Origin of the sequence: Paenibacillus sp. CH40 (assembly GCF_024213605.1) — a bacterium.
GTDB classification, from domain to species: Bacteria; Bacillota; Bacilli; order Paenibacillales; family Paenibacillaceae; genus Paenibacillus; species Paenibacillus polymyxa_B.
This window is the reverse complement of record NZ_JANAVQ010000004.1, coordinates 245872-265579: the sequence shown is the minus strand read 5'-3', so window position 1 is coordinate 265579 and position 19708 is coordinate 245872. Positions and strand designations below refer to the sequence as shown.

At 46.8% G+C, this 19708-nt stretch carries 20 protein-coding genes, 6 tRNA genes and 1 riboswitch; of the genes, 19 read left to right on the top strand and 7 right to left on the bottom strand.

Going from position 1 to position 19708, the window contains the following annotated elements:
- Window positions 1-18 precede the first annotated feature (18 nt).
- The 4 genes from alr to NLX73_RS14475 all read left to right on the top strand — a co-directional run bounded on the left by alr (window position 19) and on the right by NLX73_RS14475 (window position 4549).
- Complete coding sequence (gene alr, locus NLX73_RS14490; protein ID WP_254326510.1) at window positions 19-1215, top strand: alanine racemase; 1197 nt, start codon at window positions 19-21, stop codon at window positions 1213-1215.
- Window positions 1216-1508: 293 nt separating this feature from the next.
- Window positions 1509-1790, top strand: a complete 282-nt coding sequence (locus NLX73_RS14485; protein WP_007429334.1) for a CopG family ribbon-helix-helix protein — start codon at window positions 1509-1511, stop codon at window positions 1788-1790.
- 6 nt (window positions 1791-1796) lie between these two features.
- On the top strand, window positions 1797-2147 hold the full coding sequence (locus tag NLX73_RS14480) for a type II toxin-antitoxin system PemK/MazF family toxin (RefSeq protein ID WP_007429335.1): 351 nt from the start codon (window positions 1797-1799) through the stop codon (window positions 2145-2147).
- Between the two features lie 179 nt (window positions 2148-2326).
- Window positions 2327-4549, top strand: a complete 2223-nt coding sequence (locus NLX73_RS14475) for a Tex family protein (RefSeq protein ID WP_180984597.1) — start codon at window positions 2327-2329, stop codon at window positions 4547-4549.
- Window positions 4550-4654: 105 nt separating this feature from the next.
- On the opposite strand, the gene cmpA is transcribed toward NLX73_RS14475, so the two are convergent.
- Window positions 4655-4789 (bottom strand): cortex morphogenetic protein CmpA, encoded by a 135-nt coding sequence (gene cmpA, locus NLX73_RS14470; protein WP_007429337.1) that lies wholly within the window; start codon window positions 4787-4789, stop codon window positions 4655-4657.
- Between the two features lie 144 nt (window positions 4790-4933).
- Here cmpA and NLX73_RS14465 point away from each other — a divergent pair, with 144 nt between their 5' ends.
- From NLX73_RS14465 to NLX73_RS14455, 3 genes are all read left to right on the top strand, one after another.
- Window positions 4934-5458 (top strand): SprT family protein, encoded by a 525-nt coding sequence (locus NLX73_RS14465; RefSeq protein ID WP_254326509.1) that lies wholly within the window; start codon window positions 4934-4936, stop codon window positions 5456-5458.
- A 44-nt stretch (window positions 5459-5502) separates the two neighbouring features.
- A tRNA-Asn gene (locus NLX73_RS14460) sits at window positions 5503-5578 on the top strand.
- Between the two features lies 1 nt (window position 5579).
- A tRNA-Ser gene (locus NLX73_RS14455) sits at window positions 5580-5668 on the top strand.
- A 177-nt stretch (window positions 5669-5845) separates the two neighbouring features.
- Here the strand turns inward: NLX73_RS14455 and NLX73_RS14450 are convergent.
- On the bottom strand, window positions 5846-6721 hold the full coding sequence (locus NLX73_RS14450; protein ID WP_103048856.1) for a Cof-type HAD-IIB family hydrolase: 876 nt from the start codon (window positions 6719-6721) through the stop codon (window positions 5846-5848).
- Between the two features lie 69 nt (window positions 6722-6790).
- Window positions 6791-7552, bottom strand: coding sequence for a DeoR/GlpR family DNA-binding transcription regulator (locus NLX73_RS14445; protein ID WP_254326508.1), 762 nt, complete (start codon window positions 7550-7552; stop codon window positions 6791-6793).
- Window positions 7553-7796: 244 nt separating this feature from the next.
- Here NLX73_RS14445 and NLX73_RS14440 point away from each other — a divergent pair.
- The 6 genes from NLX73_RS14440 (at window position 7797) to NLX73_RS14415 (ending at window position 9784) form a co-directional block, all read left to right on the top strand.
- A tRNA-Glu gene (locus NLX73_RS14440) sits at window positions 7797-7868 on the top strand.
- A gap of 86 nt (window positions 7869-7954) precedes the next feature.
- A tRNA-Lys gene (locus NLX73_RS14435) sits at window positions 7955-8030 on the top strand.
- A gap of 15 nt (window positions 8031-8045) precedes the next feature.
- A tRNA-Leu gene (locus tag NLX73_RS14430) sits at window positions 8046-8128 on the top strand.
- Between the two features lie 163 nt (window positions 8129-8291).
- Window positions 8292-8747 (top strand): MarR family winged helix-turn-helix transcriptional regulator, encoded by a 456-nt coding sequence (locus NLX73_RS14425; RefSeq protein ID WP_103048855.1) that lies wholly within the window; start codon window positions 8292-8294, stop codon window positions 8745-8747.
- Between the two features lie 185 nt (window positions 8748-8932).
- On the top strand, window positions 8933-9307 hold the full coding sequence (locus NLX73_RS14420) for a helix-turn-helix domain-containing protein (RefSeq protein ID WP_025722343.1): 375 nt from the start codon (window positions 8933-8935) through the stop codon (window positions 9305-9307).
- Window positions 9308-9400: 93 nt separating this feature from the next.
- Complete coding sequence (locus NLX73_RS14415; RefSeq protein WP_069291379.1) at window positions 9401-9784, top strand: helix-turn-helix domain-containing protein; 384 nt, start codon at window positions 9401-9403, stop codon at window positions 9782-9784.
- Between the two features lie 124 nt (window positions 9785-9908).
- Here NLX73_RS14415 and NLX73_RS14410 read toward each other — a convergent pair whose 3' ends face one another.
- Complete coding sequence (locus NLX73_RS14410; protein ID WP_254326507.1) at window positions 9909-10130, bottom strand: XRE family transcriptional regulator; 222 nt, start codon at window positions 10128-10130, stop codon at window positions 9909-9911.
- Between the two features lie 296 nt (window positions 10131-10426).
- Window positions 10427-11164, bottom strand: coding sequence for an urease accessory protein UreF (locus NLX73_RS14405; RefSeq protein ID WP_254326506.1), 738 nt, complete (start codon window positions 11162-11164; stop codon window positions 10427-10429).
- Window positions 11165-11426: 262 nt separating this feature from the next.
- Here NLX73_RS14405 and NLX73_RS14400 point away from each other — a divergent pair.
- Window positions 11427-11509, top strand: a tRNA-Leu gene (locus NLX73_RS14400).
- A 91-nt stretch (window positions 11510-11600) separates the two neighbouring features.
- On the opposite strand, the gene NLX73_RS14395 is transcribed toward NLX73_RS14400, so the two are convergent.
- Window positions 11601-12086 carry a glutathione peroxidase gene (locus tag NLX73_RS14395; protein WP_235307732.1) on the bottom strand — a complete coding sequence of 162 codons (486 nt, stop codon included), beginning with the start codon at window positions 12084-12086 and terminating at the stop codon, window positions 11601-11603.
- Window positions 12087-12552: 466 nt separating this feature from the next.
- A riboswitch (cyclic di-AMP (ydaO/yuaA leader) is annotated at window positions 12553-12720 on the top strand.
- A 115-nt stretch (window positions 12721-12835) separates the two neighbouring features.
- On the opposite strand from NLX73_RS14395, the gene NLX73_RS14390 reads away from it, so the two are divergent.
- The 5 genes from NLX73_RS14390 (at window position 12836) to kdpC (ending at window position 18135) form a co-directional block, all read left to right on the top strand.
- Window positions 12836-13231 (top strand): hypothetical protein, encoded by a 396-nt coding sequence (locus tag NLX73_RS14390; protein WP_250267767.1) that lies wholly within the window; start codon window positions 12836-12838, stop codon window positions 13229-13231.
- Window positions 13232-13414: 183 nt separating this feature from the next.
- A complete protein-coding gene (locus NLX73_RS25150; protein ID WP_071559652.1) occupies window positions 13415-13492 on the top strand; it encodes a potassium-transporting ATPase subunit F in 78 nt (25 codons plus the stop codon).
- A 150-nt stretch (window positions 13493-13642) separates the two neighbouring features.
- Complete coding sequence (gene kdpA / locus NLX73_RS14385; protein WP_165176322.1) at window positions 13643-15319, top strand: potassium-transporting ATPase subunit KdpA; 1677 nt, start codon at window positions 13643-13645, stop codon at window positions 15317-15319.
- Window positions 15320-15356: 37 nt separating this feature from the next.
- Entirely contained in the window at window positions 15357-17387 is a 2031-nt protein-coding gene (kdpB, locus tag NLX73_RS14380; protein WP_061829628.1) for a potassium-transporting ATPase subunit KdpB, read from the top strand.
- A gap of 19 nt (window positions 17388-17406) precedes the next feature.
- Complete coding sequence (gene kdpC, locus NLX73_RS14375; protein ID WP_254326505.1) at window positions 17407-18135, top strand: potassium-transporting ATPase subunit KdpC; 729 nt, start codon at window positions 17407-17409, stop codon at window positions 18133-18135.
- Between the two features lie 110 nt (window positions 18136-18245).
- Here kdpC and NLX73_RS14370 read toward each other — a convergent pair whose 3' ends face one another.
- Entirely contained in the window at window positions 18246-19565 is a 1320-nt protein-coding gene (locus NLX73_RS14370; protein ID WP_061829572.1) for an Nramp family divalent metal transporter, read from the bottom strand.
- Window positions 19566-19708 lie beyond the last annotated feature (143 nt).

Below are 19708 nucleotides of genomic sequence, written 5' to 3'. Positions count from 1 at the left end.
TGAAGAAGGTGACTGGATTTGCAAGCACAATACAGATCGACCCGGGCCGAAATCAACCTGGATCACCTTGGCGCCAACTATGAAGCTTTTCGCAAGGCATTGCCAGCGGATAAGCTGATACTGGTCTGTGTCAAGGCTAATGCCTACGGACACGGCGCCGTGGAAATTTCAAAGGAATTGGAACGCCTTGGTGCGGATTATTTGAGCGTCGCTTTTCTGGATGAAGCGTTGGAGCTTCGTCATGCGGGGGTTCAGCTACCCATTCTAGTACTCGGTTATACCTCACCGGAAGCTGTACAAACGGCTTGGGAGCATGATATCTCATTGACAGTGTTCAGTGAGGAAGTGCTGGAGGGTATCCGTAGACTGGACCGCCAAGGAAACGAACGCAAGCTGAAGGTGCACATCAAAATAGACAGCGGCATGGGAAGACTGGGGCTGCTGCCCGGAGAAATGGCTGTTGCCTTTGTCCAGCAGGCCGGGCAGTTAGAGCAGGTACTGCTGGAAGGCATGTACACCCATTTTGCCCGCGCGGATGAAGAAGACAAAAGCTATACACTGCTACAATATGATCGGTTTCGGGGCGTGGCGGAAGCGCTAAGGGAACAAGGTATCACCATTCCCATTATACATACGGGCAACAGCGCCGCCACCATTGATACCCCTTCTCTTTCCCCCAATATGGTGCGGATTGGTATCAGTATATACGGTCTGTACCCGTCTGATGAGGTTAACCGGCAAGCTATTGAGCTGCTGCCTGTATTGTCATTGAAGACGGCGGTGGTTTATACCAAGACGCTTCCTCCCGGCTGGGGAGTTAGCTATGGCACCCGGTATGTAACCTCCAGTGAAGAACGGATCGGTACACTGCCAATCGGCTATGCGGATGGATACTCCCGCATGCTGAGTGGGAAGATCGAAGTGTTGATACGCGGTCGCCGCGTCCCGGTACTCGGTACGATTTGCATGGACCAGTGTATGGTATCCTTACAATCTTTCGCAGAAGATGCGGAAGAAATCCAAACCGGCGAAGAGGTTGTTCTCATCGGCCAGCAGTCCGGCGAAACTATCGCGGCGGATGAGCTGGCATCCAAGCTTGGTACGATCCACTATGAGGTGATCTGCATGATCGCAGACAGGGTACCGCGTGTATACACACGAGGTTATGTTCCTGTTGTTCGAGTGAACTCGCTTCTTCCAACCCGCTGGAATTAATTTCATAACGCAAATTACCGAATAAAAGCAGGAGTTTTCGCAGAACGTCCCGAAATATGTACAAAGGAAAGAAAAGAGCGCTATAACTGTCAAAAGACGCATCAGGCTCCGCTGACACTTGTATTTCGGGGATCAAACGCCTGTACGAAAACGAACTGCGTAGTTTATAATGGAATGCAGCATAGATGATATACGAATATCATATACATTCTCTTGTATTCCGTTTGAATAAATTACCGGGAATAACGTTATAATGGTACAATGGCGACAAGGTTTTGGGGGTGGAAGAGAAGTTGGCCAATTTGCAGAACACCAAAAGAATAATGATCAGTTTGCCAGATCATCTCTTGCAGGAAGTGGACGGGATCGTAGCTATGGAAAATTCCAACCGCAGTGAATTTATCAGGCAGGCCATGAAGCTGTATGTAGGCGAACGTAAAAAACGTTACATTCGTGAAGCTATGCAGCGTGGATACATGGAAATGGCTAAAATTAACTTAACCATGGCATCCGAAGCCTTTCACGCGGAGGAAGATGCAAACAGCACCTTGGGCCGTACAGTTAGCGGGGTGTAATCCATATTGATCGTAAAGCGCGGCGACGTTTTTTTTGCAGACCTTTCACCCGTAGTCGGTTCCGAGCAAGGTGGCGTCAGACCTGTGCTGATCATTCAAAATGATATCGGCAACCGGTTTAGTCCTACTGTGATCGTAGCAGCCATCACCGCCCAGATTCAGAAGGCAAAGCTGCCTACACACGTGGAAATCGACGCGGCGACGCATGGCTTTGATCGTGATTCTGTTGTTCTTCTGGAGCAAATTCGGACGATCGACAAGCAAAGGCTTACCGACAAAATCACCCATTTAGATGAAGAAACCATGCGCAAAGTGAGCGATTCGCTACAAATCAGTCTCGGTTTGATTGATTTTTAGCGTGATGGAACGACGAGTGAAACGGGAAAAGGGCAGCGCTTGGGCGCTGTCCTTTTGCGTGTCCAATGAAAAATGCAGGTAGGGCTTGCTTTAACGTCACCTGCTGGCGCTTTGAATCATTTTTTGTGATAATGAAAGACATGGTGTAAGACAAGAGCTGTGAGGAAGAAGGGATAGGTTTGTCTAACGAGGAAACGAAGACGGAAATCCGGCAGGAGCCGAACGAAGCAGAACGCCAAGAGCGGATTGTCAAACAAGTGGCGAGAGAGCTGTCGCTGGCACTCAAGCAAATCCGGACAACGATCAGTTTGTTGGATGAAGGGAATACAATTCCTTTTATCGCGCGTTATCGTAAGGAAATGACAGGAGAGCTGGATGAAAATCAGCTACGTGAAATTGAAGATCGTGTGGTGTATTTGCGTAATCTGGAGGATCGTAAGGTAGAGGTCATCCGCATTATTGATGAGCAGGGCAAGCTGACGGAAGACCTGCAGGCTGCTATCACCTCTGCGGTTAAACTTCAGGAAGTGGAGGATCTGTACCGTCCGTATCGGCAAAAGCGCAAAACCCGCGCCAGTGTAGCAAAGGAACGGGGACTGGAGCCGCTCTCCATCTGGATCTGGAGCCAGCCGAAGCAGGGCGATGCTCTGAAAGAAGCCGAGTCTTATGTAAATGCGGAACTGGGAGTGGACAGCGCCGAGGCGGCCATCCAAGGAGCCTTGGACATTTTAGCTGAAAATATAGCGGATGATGCGGCTATTCGCCAATGGGTACGTCGATATACGCTGGACCATGGTATGTTGACCTCCGAAGCGAAGGACGCGGAGCAAGAATCCGTGTATGAGAACTACTACAGCTATCGTGAGCTCGCTAAGAAAATGCCACCTCACCGTATTCTGGCGATTAATCGCGGAGAGCGGGAAGGTATTCTTAAGGTTGGTCTGGAGGTAGTGCCAGATTCCATCTACAATTACGTGGCAGGTCAAGTGATTAAAGGATCGTCTGTCGTGGAGGAGCTGCTGCGCAGTGTCATTGAGGATGCGTATAAAAGACTTATCGCGCCATCTATCGAGCGTGAAGTACGCGCTGAAATGACAGAGAAGGGCGAGCAGCAGGCCATCTCCATCTTTGCAGGCAACTTGCGCAGTCTGTTGCTACAGGCTCCGATCAAGGGCCGACGTGTGCTCGGTGTCGATCCGGCCTATCGGACAGGCTGTAAGCTGGCGGTTGTCGATGACACCGGCAAGCTGCTGGAAGTGGCAGTGACGTATCCGACACCGCCGAACAACAAGAAGCGCGAGGCTGCTGAAAAGTTCAAGCAGCTGATTGCCCAATACGGGATTGAATTGATTGTCATTGGTAACGGAACCGCTTCGCGCGAGACAGAGCAATTCGTAGCGGAAGTCATCGCGGACATTGGTGACAGCAGTCTAGCGTATCTGATCGTCAATGAGGCGGGCGCGAGCGTATACTCAGCCTCCAAGCTGGCACAGGAGGAATTCCCCGATTTGGACGTGGCCGAGCGCAGTGCGGCTTCCATCGCACGTCGTGTTCAGGACCCGCTGGCTGAGTTGGTCAAGATTGAGCCGAAGGCTATTGGTGTAGGCCAATACCAGCATGATGTGTCGCAGAAACATCTGGATGAAAGCTTAAAGGACGTTGTCGAATCAGCCGTTAACCATGTCGGTGTGGATGTGAACACGGCTTCCTCTGCGCTGTTATCCTATGTAGCAGGGATCAATGCGACGATTGCCAAAAACATTGTTAAGTACCGTGAGGAAAACGGAAAATTCAGCAACCGTCGTCAGTTGCAGAAGGTGCCGCGTCTTGGTGCAAAAACCTACGAGCAATCTGTAGGCTTTATCCGCATACCGGGTGGAGAAAATCCGCTGGACCGCACACCGATTCACCCTGAATCTTATGCTGTCGTAGACCGCCTGTTGGCGGAATTGAACATTAGCGCTCACGATCTGGGTACTAAGACTGCAATGGAAGCACTGAGCGTGTCCAACATTGACGAATTGGCTGCGAAGCTGGAAGTCGGCGTGCCGACACTGAAGGATATTCTGGACAGCCTCCAGCGTCCAGGCCGTGACCCGCGTGACGAGCTGCCGTTGCCTGTATTCCGCAAGGATGTGCTGAAGATCGAGGATCTGGCACCGGGTATGGAGCTTCAGGGAACCGTCCGCAATGTCATTGATTTTGGTGCGTTTGTCGATATCGGTATTAAAAGTGACGGGTTGGTTCATATTTCACAGCTGCGCAGTGGCTTCGTAAAGCATCCGATGGATGTCGTATCTGTCGGTGATAACGTAACGGTGTGGGTGTTGAATGTTGATTTGAAAAAAGGCAGGGTTGGTCTGACGATGAAACCTCCTGCAGAGGCGCAATCGCAGGCATAATACTTTAAATAAAGCTGTACAACCTTCTTGTGCAGGTATAATAAAAGCCGGAATCTCCGAACTGCATCGGAGCTTCCGGCTTTCATTTTTGGATGCCTTTAGCTTTTACCCGTTGTTGGCATCGAACTCCACGCCAGGTGCTTTATGATAAAAAAACCAACAATCGTTCAACAGTTTAATTTGGCGCCGGTCCTTTTTGTAAAAGGCCCGCATGAGCTGGTTGCTGAGCCATTGAGGCAAGCCGATCTCCTCCTCTGCGTTACATCTGTATGTTTAGCATATGGGGTGGGTACCTAAAGTGTGCTTATGAATTGGGGGTTAGACTTCGGTCGTTATTTTATAATATGCTTGTCAGTAAGGAGCAAAGGAGGGGAGACCGTTAGAATGGAGTCCAAGTCCCTGAGCGATTCAATGAACCATTCAATGAACCGTTCTATGAGTAATGAAGAGCTTCAAGAATGGGTAGAGCGCATTTCGCTGGAGAGCTTCGGCGTGCCGTTTCGACATCAAGCCACCTTTAATGCGCGCCTGTCTTCCACAGGTGGTAGGTATTTTATGAAAAGTCATCATATTGAAATTAATCCACATCAACTCGCAGCTTACGGACGTTCTGAGGTGGAGAAAATTATTAAGCATGAGCTGTGCCATTATCATTTGCATTTGCGCGGGATGGGCTATCAGCATCGAGATGCTGACTTCAAAGCATGGCTGGCCCGTGTAGGAGGAAGCAGGCATTGTCAGACTCTGCCGGGAAGAATGGAACGTAAGCCTCAGCCTTATCGTTACAAGCTAGTATGTGTTTCCTGTCAGCAGGAGTATATGCGCAAGCGTAAGATGAATCCTCAGCGGTATCGCTGTGGGAAATGTGGGGGTAAGCTTCGCCTGTTGGCACTTGACGGCACCCCCTGAATCATGGTAAATTAACCATACTGTAAGATAATTTACAGTAATGTTCCCTGATAGCTCAGTTGGTAGAGCACTCGACTGTTAATCGAGTTGTCACAGGTTCGAGTCCTGTTCGGGGAGCCATGGAGAGGTACCCAAGTGGCTATAAGGGGACCCTCTGCTAAGGGGTTAGGCTGCGAAAGCGGTGCGAGGGTTCGAATCCCTCTCTCTCCGTTGGTATTTTAAGTAGAAAAAGGACGCTCGTATGCATTGTAATGATGCTTGCGAGCGTCCTTTTCGTCTATATCTGCTTTGAGAATAACGGTGGACTGAAATCGTTTAAATGGAGAGGGGACGTGCTGCGTACAGCATGAAGCGGCGCTAGCCTGTCTTGTACGCAGCCAATGACGTCTATTTCACGGTGTCAGCCTCGACTGTCTTGAGTATGTTCAACAGAGCATGAGCGACGCCATCTTCCGCATTAGTCAGAGTCACTTGGGAGCAGACGGCCTTGATGTCGTCTTTTGCATTGCCCATGGCAATGCCTGTTCCTGCCATCGTCAGCATGGAGATATCGTTGTAGCTGTCCCCAATCGCTACGGCTTCCTGCATGGGAATGCTCAGATGATTCGCCAGATAACGCAATGCATTACCTTTAGACGCATCCCTATGCTCGACTTCAAAGTTGCGGTCTGAAGAGATGACCATGTTCAGGCCCTGAAAACCTCGGTAACGCTCACGGCCCCGCTCCAATTTGGCTTGATCAAAGGAGAAACAGAGCACGTTATAAATCTCTACATCCAGTGGAATGTCCTCATATGAAGCGATCCGGGTATGTCCAGTCTGTTCATATTGTTTTTCAGCTGCATGTAATAAAGTATCCAGCGAAATATCCGGGTTGGCACTCAGCAAGCGGTCCATTTCAACAGCAAGTAGCTGATGTCCGTTTTGTGGAGAATAAATAGCGCGGTCTGTCATGACCTCATAGTAAAAGTCGTTGTCATGCAGCCAACTCAGCACTTCAAACGTTTCACTGCGGCCCATAGGAGTAGAGGTTAACTGACGACGATGCACATCATGTACGGTTGCACCGTTTGCTCCAATGACTGGAGTTATAAGCTCTGCTTCCTCTAGCTTCGTCCAGGCGTCATAAGCGGCTCTACCAGTGGCAATTGTCACCTGAACGCCTTGCTGCTGTGCTTGGCGTATAGCCTCCGCGTTCACTTTGCTTATTTTTCCTTCCTCGTTCAGCAGTGTTCCATCCATATCAATCGCAAACAGTTTCATTTCTCTCCAACTCCTGTCTTTCGATATCTCTGTGATAAATCTTGAGTTCTAGCTAAGCAGTTTCATATTTTATGAGGGTACAACAACTTCAACATCATAATGTTGCAAAATTTCCAGCATCGCTGGTTCTGGCAATCTGTCGGTGATCACGATATTAACTTCAGACAGATCGGCAAAACGATATGGAAAATTGATTCCGAATTTCGAATGGTCCGCAAGGATGATCACCTGATCTGCCTGCTTCATCATCTGATGCTTCAGCATACCGTCTTCTTCATGAATCAGGCTTAGTCCGTGGGTAGATATACCGCCAATCCCGATAAAGGCTTTGTCTACAAAATAGTGAGACAAAGTGGCGATCACGGAGGAACCATATACATATCGGTGTTCTTTTTGCAGGCGGCCTCCCAACAGATGTATGGAGACACCGTCTTTTCCAGATAGCACGTCAGCCTGATTAATTGAATTGGTGATGACCGAACATTCCTGCACATTCAGTCTTTCTGCACACGCCTGTACGGTGGTAGAGGAATCCAATATAATACGATCCTTATTTCGTACCATGCTGGCAGCCAGCTGTCCGATCACTTGTTTCTCCTCGGATACAGTAAGTAGTCTTTCGTTATAATTTCCAATTGGATCGTGATGCAGTGTAGGGAGAAGAGCACCGCCGCGGGTGCGAATAATTTTTTGATGTTCTTCAAGTTTTACGAGGTCTCGACGCGCCGTATCTCGTGAAACATTGAAAAATTCACAAATATCATCCACCGAAATACGCTTATGAAGCTGTAAGTAATCAACGATTTTTAACATTCGTTCTTCCTGATACATAAAAAGCTCCTCTGATATATAATTATTTCGGTATCTTGTAAGTGATTATAAGTAAATGTAAGTGATATTGCAATCATTTATCGCTGTTTTCAGGATTTTAGTGATTTGAGATAAGGTATTGTAAGTAAATACGCATTTTGTACTTATAAAAACTGCTTTTTTAAAAATTTTAGAAATAAGTATTGCCATTCGTTATTCTATTTGATATACTCTTTCTTGTCGCCAAGTTGGCGCATAATAATAAGGCCCGTTGGTCAAGGGGTTAAGACACCTCCCTTTCACGGAGGTAACAGGGGTTCGAATCCCCTACGGGTCATTGTTGTCTTTATAGACTACATGTTGCATGCTTAAGGGAAATTCCTGAGGTCTGGTCTAATGGCGGACAGCTTGGATGAACAGCATGAGCCATTAGCTCAGTTGGTAGAGCACCTGACTTTTAATCAGGGTGTCGAAGGTTCGAGTCCTTCATGGCTCACCATTTATATTTTGTTATGCGGTCGTGGTGGAATGGCAGACACGCTATCTTGAGGGGGTAGTGAGCGTACGCTCGTGGAGGTTCGAGTCCTCTCGACCGCATCAATGGAATAAACGGAAAAGTCTCTCGCGGTAGAGGCTTTTTTTATTTGTGTAGTGATGTAATAAAGTAATGATTATGATGAAATAATGATTCCATAGTATAATATAATGCCATAATGTTATAGAATGATAAGTATAAACTTATGAAGTGACGGTGAAAAATATGGACACTCAACTGTTAGGAAATATATCAGAAAATATTTTGGGCTTGTTTCCGATTGTGAAGAAGAAATTTTTCACCTACGGTCCGCTCGATTTCCCATTACACTTGTCGCCTAATAACTTTCAGGTATTACTGCTTCTGCGTGAGGTGCGCTTGTCTACGGTATCTGATTTATCCAAACAGCTCAATGTCTCACGTCCGAACATGACTCCTCTTCTGGACAAACTGGTGGAGCATGGGTTGGCTGACCGCCAGTCGTGTGATTCGGATCGCAGAGTCGTGAATGTGGCGATTACACAGGAAGGCGATGCTTTTTGTGAACAGGTATTTCATACCTTCTCCAATAAAATTCAAGAAAGACTGGTGTATCTGCCAGAAGAAGATTTATTGCATCTGAGTGAAACTTTGAATGAATTGAAGCATATCTTACTTAAAATCGACAACTCTGCTACGTGATTGGCGTAAGTGAACTGGCTTAAAGACCGCCCTTTCTTCGGAAAACAGGCGGTTTTTGTTGCGTGTTGTGGTATAATGGAAACCAACATACATAATTCGGTAATTTTAGCATAGGTGATCTTTGAAATGGGAACAGAGAACATGATATCGTTATTTGAGAGCCTGCTAGGGAGGAAGGAACTTCTATGCAATCTATTTACCATCGCATTGAGGAACTCATCAAGGAACGGGGAATGACGAAAAAGGCGTTCTGCCAGCAGTTAGGCATTAGTACAGGGAACTTCGGGGATTGGAAAAGAGGAAAAACGACGCCGGGCACGAATAAACTCATTGAAATCGCTTCGTTTTTTGATGCCAGTCTGGATTGGATTATGCTGGGTCGAGATGTACAGGGTGAGGTGCTGAAGGAGTCGCAAGACCCTTATTTTTTTGACGCTTCAGGGCAACTGAATTGCCAGGGGGAACCGCTTAGTGAGGCGGAAAGAAATTTTATACTTGAGTATATTGAATTTACCCGCTTTCGTAAAGAGAAAAACCAGCGCAATTCTACTATGGGGTAATGGTTGCTTAGGATTTGATGAGGATTACTAATGAGTAAGGCTGAAAAATGAAAATTATTTCAGAAAAAGTTACTGTGTCGGAGGGGAAACATTTTGGGAGATCAAACTATTTATCAGCGGATTGAAGCTTTGATTAAGGATCGCGGAATGACCAAGAAGGCATTTTGCGAAAAACTTAAAATCAGTTCAGGGAATCTCGGTGATTGGAGAAGAGGTAAAACAACGCCGGGTACCGCCCATTTGATTCAGATTTCGGACTTTTTTAATGTATCGCTTGATTGGTTAATGAAAGGGATTAAGCCAGGAGAAGGCGTACTTCAGGAGCAGAAGGCTGCTTATTTTTTTGGAGTGATGGGGCCACTCAATTGCCAGGCAGAAGATCTTGAGACGGAAGAACAGAATTTTATTTTAGAATATGTTGAATTTGCGAAATACCGTAAGCAAAAAAGTGAGAAGGATAAAACAAAGCCTGAATAATTTTTTAGCTAAAGATCGTCTGGGTTGAAAACCCGTAAACGAACTGGAGGGGTTCGCTTTACGGGTTTATTTGGTTTCTTGGTGATATGGAATGACCTATATGTAACTGGAATGCTTGTTGGATTTAGAGTGGCGGTGCCTCCTTATAATCGTTATCGTCGATGTTCAGAATTGCAGCAACTTGTTTTCTGTACCTTTGTGCTTTGCGGGTGCCGTGAATCAGATTGGACAAGCGTGAAGGCGGAATATTGTGTGTCTCACAAAATGTTTTCTGATCCAGTCGAAGTTCGACAAGCCGTTGTTTGATGGCCCACCCGAAGGAGGTGACAGGTATTTTGTTGTTCAAGAGAAATCGCCCCTTACGGATTCTTGCGGAATAATTGGTGTGTTATAATAATCATCAGTAAACATGTTAGAATTAACCATCTGAAACTATGATACACTTTTATACGTGTTTTTACAATCGTAAATACGTTATTTTGTTGAATTAATTACTTAATTAAGTGCTAGGTGGTTCTGATAACCCGTCTAGAGTCTACTCATAGTGTGAATTTCGATTATATGTGGATAAAAAACACTCTGCCACCTGAGGAAAGGGACAGAGTGTTTTTGGTGTTGCTGCCACATTAGCGAAACGACGCATCAGGGGGATGCTGGAAGGCGTTTGAATAGACCTGAGGAGGAAAACAGTCTAGGCTCATCCAATTGGCTATTATGGCTCATATAAAGCGGTAGAGTGATGTAGGAGTTGCACCAATGTCTGTGAAGAAGGCGACGCTGAAATGCGGTTGGCTCAGGTTCGTTAAGCTTCTTCCATGCGGAGAGCAGCTCGCTGGTCATACGCTCCATAAAAGGGTTCTTTTCCTCATAGGGAGGATTGAGTAGTTTGAAGGCATCTTCCACACAGAAGGACACCGCTGCGCCAAGATAGCCGTGAATGGTCTGTTCTACATCGTTTCCGAGGAGGAAGTTAATCCAGGTGTGAACGGTAGCGAGTGTGCCAATTGCATTGTATTGAATGAGTATAGATTCCAACTGGTCAAATTCAAGCCAAGGATAAAGAGCCTTAGCGAGCTTAAGTAGACGCTGACCGGATAGACGCAACTCCTTCACATGCTGCAATGAGGGACGTTGGGTATGCAGCATCTTATCAATGAGAGCGATTCGCCAACCGTCATTCTGCTGGATGGCGACATACAGACTTTTGATAGCCATGCCGTCAACGGTTGTAAATTGAGGATACAAATCATCCAGCATGTAATGTTCCAGGTCTTGTAGACTGTTCAAATGTCCGTTGCGGAATAGTTTCTCCAGTCCGTTAAAACGGGTGAAGCCACCAACAGGTAGGGAAGGGTCCAACAATAATGCATAGTTCAGCAAACGGTTGCCTTTATGCAGGGCGGTTCGCCTCCTCGAAGTGAATCCTTATGTTATATTATTTTACTCTTTACTTAGGGATAACGAAAAAATTCGAAATGTATGTAATATATATTTACATTTTGGTAGCCTTTTTGTCAAATTAAATATTATTATTGCTCATATATGTTAGATAAAATAACATATAAAATAATTATTATATTTGTGTTTACAAATAGTTGATGAGAGAGTATAATAAATCTGTTGCCTCAATACATTATGATTTGCGGTCGTGGTGGAATGGCAGACACGCTATCTTGAGGGGGTAGTGGGCGTACGCCCGTGGAGGTTCGAGTCCTCTCGACCGCATTATATGCAAGACCTAGTTGAAAAAGCATCCTGACACGGTTTACGTGAAGGGATGCTTTTTTTGTTTTAATAACTGTGATAAAGAAGAATATCAGTTTTGCTGCAAAAGCTTCTCTATATCTCCCGCCAGCTTATCTGGAGTGGTTTGCGGTGCATAGCGCTTAAATACGTTACCTTCTCGTGTAATTAAGAATTTAGTAAAATTCCATTTGATCGCTTTGGACCCTAATACCCCCGGAGCTGTTTGGGTCAGGTAGCGAAATAAGGGGTGCGCTTGATCGCCATTGACATCTGTCTTGGCGAACATCGGAAAGGTAACACCATAATTGATCTGGCAAAACTCGGAAATCTCCTCGCTGGAACCTGGCTCTTGTTTGGCGAATTGGTTGCTGGGAAATCCTAAAATTTCGAGCCCCAGTTCATGGTACTGGTCATATAGCTCTTGTAACGCTTTGTATTGGGGGGTTAACCCGCATTTGCTGGCTGTGTTCACAATAAGCAGAACATTCCCTTTATATGTGGATAACGGAATTGGTTTCCCTTGCAGGGTTTGCGCATCATATTCATAAACGGTCATAGTATCTCTCCTTATTCAATATTCAGCAATTAAATTGTAAGCAATTCAAAGTAAGGTTGCAAGTCTGGAAAAGCTGTATTAAGCCTTTAGCCGCTGTAAAATCGTATTTTGTTCAAAACAGTAAATCGCACTGCAAATGGAGCGAATTAAGGTGTTTCTTCTTATAAAAGTGGGTTCAATCGGTGTTTAGCTGGTACATATAGCGTATTTTCTTCTCTTTTTACAAAAAAAGGCCAAAAACGCTCTACCCTACGCCAATATTGACATGCTTGTCATTTTCGAAAAGGGATGAAAAACAGAGATTGAGTGAGCTGTGAGAAGCATAGTTGCGTTGTAAGCGTTATTATTAATCTTCTATGCTCTAAAGGCCGATTTATAACCCCGCAGTTGAGCTTTACAGTCTTCCATGCGCGGGTGTATGATTCAAGACGTAATTTCAAATTAACTTGAATGAAGCAACAACGAAATGTCTATAGCGCTGAATTTTGCAGTTGCAAAAGCGGGGGAACCAATCGAGACTGTACGGCTTGCCGTGTGTCTCATGGGGTGAATTTTCCGGTCAAGTGCCAGAAATAGGGCGACTCTCACGTCCGAATCCGACAGCTAACCTCGTAAGCGTACAGGGAGAGGCAACAAACCGCCGTGTGCAGCCATGGTTTATTTTATCATGGATATGTAAGAAGCCGGAGGAAAGCCTTTTTCCTTCGGCTTCTTTTTGTTGTCTTTTTATACCGGGAGAGGAGCTACTGATGGAAGGTCGGTTAATTATTGTCACTGCACCGAATGAAGCGGGCAGAAGTTTTGTGAAATTGCTTATTTTCAAAAAATTGGCGTTTGCAGTTCTGACGAATAGCGCTCAGGAGGAACGACAGCTCAAAAAAATGGGTGTGGAGCACATTGTCCGCATCAATACCATGCAAGCGGGAAAATGTAATTTTCCAAAAAAAGAAATTGGTAGTGTGTATTTGTTCGAGAACAGCTTGAATCTGACTTGCCGTTTCCTGCAAATATGTCGGCCGCTAACATCGGAATCGATCTATGTTATTACGCACGGCTGTAATCCACAAGGAATTTATCGAGGATTGGGAGCGGACCATGTGATCTACACATTGAACGGAGAGGTGGGTTTTCTGCTGAACGGATAAGCACTTATAACATAGTTGTTTTATGATTTTATGATGAAATAAGAATGGCGATCTGAGGACCGATACGGAGGGTATGAACATGATGGATATATACATGCTGCTCGTCATGGCTGTGAGTTATGGAGTGATACTGCTGTTTGTACGCTGGTGTGATGCGCAGACCTCTAAAGGAGGACGAAGAGGATGATCGTTATACTTGGGCTTACGGCTATTGTGTTTATGTATTTAATCTACGCGCTCCTGAACCCTGAAAAGTTCTAGTCAGCTATAGGGGATAGAGCGGGCGGGAACAACAGATCTGAATATTTAGCATCATAGGTAGCAGGTTTCCGCAAACGTGTGCACACGTTTGGTGCTCTGAAGCAGGTCTGTTGTTCCAAACGCAGGAGCATTTTGAAGGAGGAATAGAGGATGGAGCTGCTTCAAATTGGAATTGTGATCGTCATATTGCTGCTCTTGGTAAAGCCAGTGGGCACCTATATGTATCATGTATTCTCGAATGAACCCAATCGGACGGATCGGATTTTTGGCGGAACAGAAAAGCTGATTTATAAGATAGTAGGATTGAAGAAGCTGGAGAGCATGCGTTGGACTACGTATGTTATGAGTTTCATTGCAACGAATGTCGTGCTTGTGGCGATCAGCTACTTGCTGTTGCGTTTACAGGGAATGCTTCCTGGTAATCCGGCGGGAAACAGTAATATGGAAGCATCACTAGCTTTTAATACGGTAATCAGCTTTATGACGAATACGAATCTCCAACATTATAGTGGAGAAAGCGGGCTTACGTATCTGACACAGATGGCGTTCGTCACGATGATGATGTTCACTTCGGCTGCTTCCGGTTTTGCGGTTGCTGCGGCTTTTATGAGAGGATTGACGCGGCGCGGTGAAGGAATGGGCAATTTCTTTCAAGATTTTATTAAAGCCATCATAAGAATTTTCCTGCCGCTGGCCTTTGTGCTTACGCTGGTGCTGGTTGGATTGAAGGTACCCCAGACGCTACAGCCTACGGCGGATCTTACGACGCTGAGCGGAACACAGCAGCAGATTTCTATGGGACCCATTGCTTCTCTGGAGTCCATCAAGCATTTGGGGACAAACGGGGGTGGTTATGCGGGAGCTAACTCTGCGCATCCATTTGAAAATCCAAGTCCTTGGACGAACGTGCTGGAAATTTTGGCAATGTGGGTAATGCCGGCTTCGTTGCCGTATACCTTTGGATTGTTTGCCCGTAATCGTAAGCAGGGCTGGATTATTTTTAGCTCCATGATGGTATTGTTTCTTATTTTTCTATCCATTACGTATGTGTCTGAGAAGACAGGTAATCCGTTAATCCAGACACTGGGTGTGGATGCTTCTCAGGGAAGCATGGAAGGGAAAGAGGTTCGTTTCGGCATTGGACAATCGGCTTTATTCACTGCGGTCACAACAGCGGCAACGACAGGTTCGGTCAATAATATGCATGATACACTAACCCCACTGGGTGGCATGGCTGCTTTGGGAGAAATGATGCTAAACGTCATTTTTGGCGGCAAGGGTGTCGGGCTGATGAATATGCTGATGTATGCGATTCTGGGTGTGTTTATATGCGGACTGATGGTCGGGAGAACTCCGGAATTTATGGGGAGGAAAATTGAAGGCAAGGAAATGAAGCTGATCGCGATTGCCATTTTGGTACATCCGTTTCTCATTCTCGCCCCAACTGCACTTGCGTTTATGAGTCATTGGGGATACGATGCGGTCACTAACCCTGGCTATCACGGGTTGACTCAGGTGCTCTATGAATATGCGTCATCTGCCGCAAATAACGGTTCGGGATTTGAAGGTCTTTCGGATAACAACGTATTCTGGAACATGACAACGGGGATGGTTATGTTCTTCGGACGATATGTATCTATGATTGCATTGTTGGCTGTGGCGGCTTCGTTGAATGCCAAAGCACCGACTCCGGTGACGACGGGGACACTGCGCACGGACAACAAGTTATTTGGAGCCATTCTGATCGGGGTCGTGCTGCTGATTGGTGCGTTGACCTTTTTACCCGTCATCGTATTGGGACCTGTTGCTGAATTTTTGACCATGTGAAGAAGAAAATGAGAATGGATGAACGGGGTGTTTGATCATGAAGGAACAACGCAAACACATGCTGGACAGAAGCATCTTGAAGCATGCGATCAAGGATAGCTTTATAAAATTAAATCCGATGATTATGATGAAAAATCCTGTCATGTTCGTCGTGGAGATCGGTACATTGGTCGTGCTGCTCATGTTACTGCTTCCCGGTTATTTTGGAACTGGCAAGGAAATGGGCTTTAACCTGGCCGTGTTTGTTATTCTGTTGTTTACGTTGCTTTTTGCTAATTTTGCCGAAGCGCTCGCGGAGGGGCGGGGTAAGGCACAAGCTGCCTCTTTAAAAAAATCCAAGCAGGATACGCAAGCTAACAAACTCATCGGAAATGACATTCAGGTGGTTAGCTCAACCGAATTGCGTAAGGGGGACGTGGTTATTGTCTCCCAGGGCGAAATGATCCCAAGCGATGGTGAGGTCATTGAAGGTCTGGCTTCGGTGGATGAATCTGCAATTACGGGCGAATCGGCTCCGGTCATCAAGGAATCGGGTGGTGACTTTTGCTCGGTAACCGGCGGGACGCGAGTGGTCAGTGACCGGATTAAGGTGCGGATTACGACAGAGCCGGGCGAGACATTTATTGATAAAATGATTTCGCTCGTGGAAGGCGCACAGCGGCAAAAAACGCCGAATGAGATTGCACTGAACACTTTGCTGATTAGCTTAACGATTATTTTTCTAATTGTAGTGGTTACGCTAGCGCCGATTGCCCGTCATTTTAACATTGATTTGCCTGTTCCTGTGCTGATTTCGTTGCTAGTCTGTCTGATTCCAACCACGATTGGAGGACTGCTGTCAGCTATCGGGATTGCCGGTATGGACCGGGTCACCCAGTTTAACGTGCTGGCCATGTCAGGCAAGGCGGTAGAAGCTTCTGGGGATATCAACACGATGATTCTAGATAAAACAGGCACAATCACCTTCGGGAACCGGATGGCGAGCGAATTTGTGCCTGTAGAGGGCGTGGAGAAGGCAGAGTTAGTGAAGTGGGCAGCGATAAGCTCAATGAAGGATGAGACGCCTGAGGGTCGCTCGGTTCTTGAGTTGATGCGCAAACAGGAGCATACGTTGGATGCATCCTTAGCTGCAGGTGGAACCTTTATCGAATTCAAGGCAGAGACCCGGATGAGTGGTCTGGATCTGGCCGATGGACGAAAGGTACGCAAGGGCGCGGTGGATTCTGTTCGGCAATGGATCGTATCGCAAAACGGCAGTGTTCCAGCCGATCTGGAGGAAAAAGCGAATCAGGTAGCCTCTGAAGGAGGTACACCGCTGGCAGTCGCGCTGGATGATCAGATATACGGCATTATTTATTTGAAAGATACAGTGAAGCCAGGCATGAAGGAACGGTTTGATCAGCTCCGGGAAATGGGTATCCGTACGATTATGTGTACCGGAGATAATCCGCTGACAGCAGCTACAATTGCACGAGAAGCGGGTGTGGACGACTTTGTAGCTGAGAGCAAGCCGGAGGACAAAATCGCGGTTATCCGCCGTGAGCAGGAACAGGGTAAGCTGGTTGCCATGACCGGAGACGGCACCAATGATGCACCTGCGCTGGCGCAAGCGGATGTCGGTCTGGCCATGAATAGCGGCACAGTCGCGGCCAAAGAAGCAGCTAATATGGTGGACCTGGATTCCGATCCGTCCAAAATTATTGAGGTGGTCGCGATCGGCAAGCAGCTGCTTATGACGCGCGGAGCATTGACAACGTTCAGCATTGCGAACGATGTTGCCAAATATTTTGCCATCATCCCGGCGATGTTCATGCTGGCCATTCCACAAATGGGCGCTTTGAACGTCATGGGGCTTGGCTCCCCGCTGTCCGCTATTTTGTCGGCGCTGATCTTTAACGCGGTTATTATTCCGCTTCTGATTCCGCTGGCCATGAAGGGCGTGAAGTATAAGCCGATGAGCTCGGATCGCCTGCTGGGACGGAATTTGCTGATTTACGGTCTGGGCGGTATGGTCGTACCGTTTGTCGGTATTAAGGCCATTGATTTGCTGGTGCATTTGTGGATTTAGCGCAGAAAGGGTGAACGACATGAGTGGTTTTTATCGGATGATGTCTGGACGCAGATTTGCTGCGCACGAAAAAGCCGAATCTGGCGGGCAAGGTCATAACAAACGTACAGGGACCGGGCCAGTGTCGGAAGGACAACCGGAGAGACAAGAGATGCGAGGAAGTACAGTTATTGGAGTGGCTTTGCGAACATCGGTGCTGATGATTCTCTTGTGTGGTTTGGCATATCCGCTAGTCAGTACAGGAGTAGCGCAGGTTCTGTTTCCGCAGCAAGCAAACGGCAGTATGCTCCGTGACGCAGAGGGACGGGTGGTCGGCTCCGAACTGATTGGACAGTCCTTTGCCGATTCGGCGTTTTTCCAAGGTCGGGTATCGAGCGTTGATTACAATGGGGCTGGTTCAGGCTCAAGCAACTACGCGCCGTCGAATCCGGCCTTGATACAGCGAGTCAAGGACTCTATTGCGGATTGGCAGAAGCATAACCCGGATGTACCCGTCAGTCAGGTTCCGGTGGACCTGATTACGAACTCCGGCTCCGGTCTGGACCCGCACATCTCGCCACAGGCGGCACGGGTGCAAATTCCGCGCATTAGTGGCTTGACGGGTATCCCGCAGGATCAACTGAGAGCACTGGTGCAGGAGCAGACAGAAGGCCGCAGCGCCGGGGTATTCGGCGAGCCGCGTGTGAACGTGCTCAAGCTAAATCTCGCGCTTGAGGCGCAAATAAAGGTAGAGCCTGCCAAGCGTTGAGTATTCTTTATGTATACAGGACAAATAAAATAGGATGAATAAAAAAAGGTATCTCGCTGCCATTGGGGCTAGTGAGATACCTTTTTAATATATTCATATTTGGCTACCGATTAACCTGAAATCGTTTGGATGATGAGCACTACATTCAAGATGATAATGACAGCGGTCACGATCCAGGTTAATACTTTTTGCCACATTTTATTTGCGAATTCACCCATAATCTTTTTGTCGCTGGTAAAGAGAAGTAATGGAATGATGGCAAAGGGAAGCTGGATGGACAGGATGACCTGGCTCAGCACAAGTAGTTCCTCCGCACCTTTTTCACCTGCGATAGCAGTGACGATAACCGCTGGAATGATCGCGATGAGGCGGGTCACCAGACGACGCAACCAAGGTGAAAGACGAAGATTCAAAAAGCCCTCCATCACGATTTGTCCGGCTAAAGTGCCTGTAACGGTTGAATTTTGACCTGAGGCGAGTAACGCCACCCCAAATAGTATGCTTGCCAGCGTGGTTCCCAGTAGTGGCGAAAGCAGATAATAGGCATCACTAATTTCGGCTACATCTGTTCTTCCTGCCGTATGGAATACAGCAGCTGCCACGATCAAGATGGCGGCATTAATAAATAAAGCGAACATCAGCGCTATACTGGAATCCCAAGTTGCAAATGTAATAGCTTCCCGTTTACCTGCTGAAGTCTGCTCAAATTTGCGAGTTTGTACAATAGAAGAATGCAGATACAGGTTATGCGGCATTACAGTAGCGCCCATAATACCGATGGCAATATACAGCATGCTTGGATTCGTCAAAATTTGCGAGTCTGGTACAAAGCCGCCCAATACGCCGCCCCATTCCGGTTGTGCCAAAATGAGATTAATCCCAAAACAGCCGGCAATCGTCGCCATCAGCACAATGACAAGTGTTTCCAATGCCCGAAAACCTTTGTTTTGCAGCAGTAAAATAAGCATGACGTCAAATGCGGTAATGATGACTCCGTATAGTAACGGTAGACCAAACAACAACTTCAGCGCAATGGCTGAACCGATGACCTCGGCCAAATCCATGGCTGCAATGGCAATTTCGCACAAGAGCCATAAGCCGATGGCGACAGGACGACTGTAGGCATCACGGCACATTTGAGCCAAATCTTTACCTGTGGCAATGCCAAGCTTGCCGGATAAGGCTTGCAGCAGGATGGCCATCAAGTTGGAGATTAGAATGACACTAAGCAACGTGTAGCCGAATTTCGATCCGCCAGCGATGTCTGTGGCCCAGTTGCCGGGGTCCATATAGCCGACTGCGACCATATAGCCGGGTCCAGCAAAGGCAAGAAACTTCCGAAACCAGGTTCCGTCTTTCGGGACGCTCAAGGAACGATTCACTTCCGACAGTGAAGCGATTTCCGCGAAGTTACCCTTTGTATTTTTCATACGCTTCACCTTCTTTATTGATGTTGAAATATATTATTAGTGACATAACGATTGTGTTATCCCTATTGTACACTTACAATAGTTTTTGTCTAGTGCAACTTTTGTGTGGTCAAGCAAGTTAATCGTATTTTTGAAGCAATATG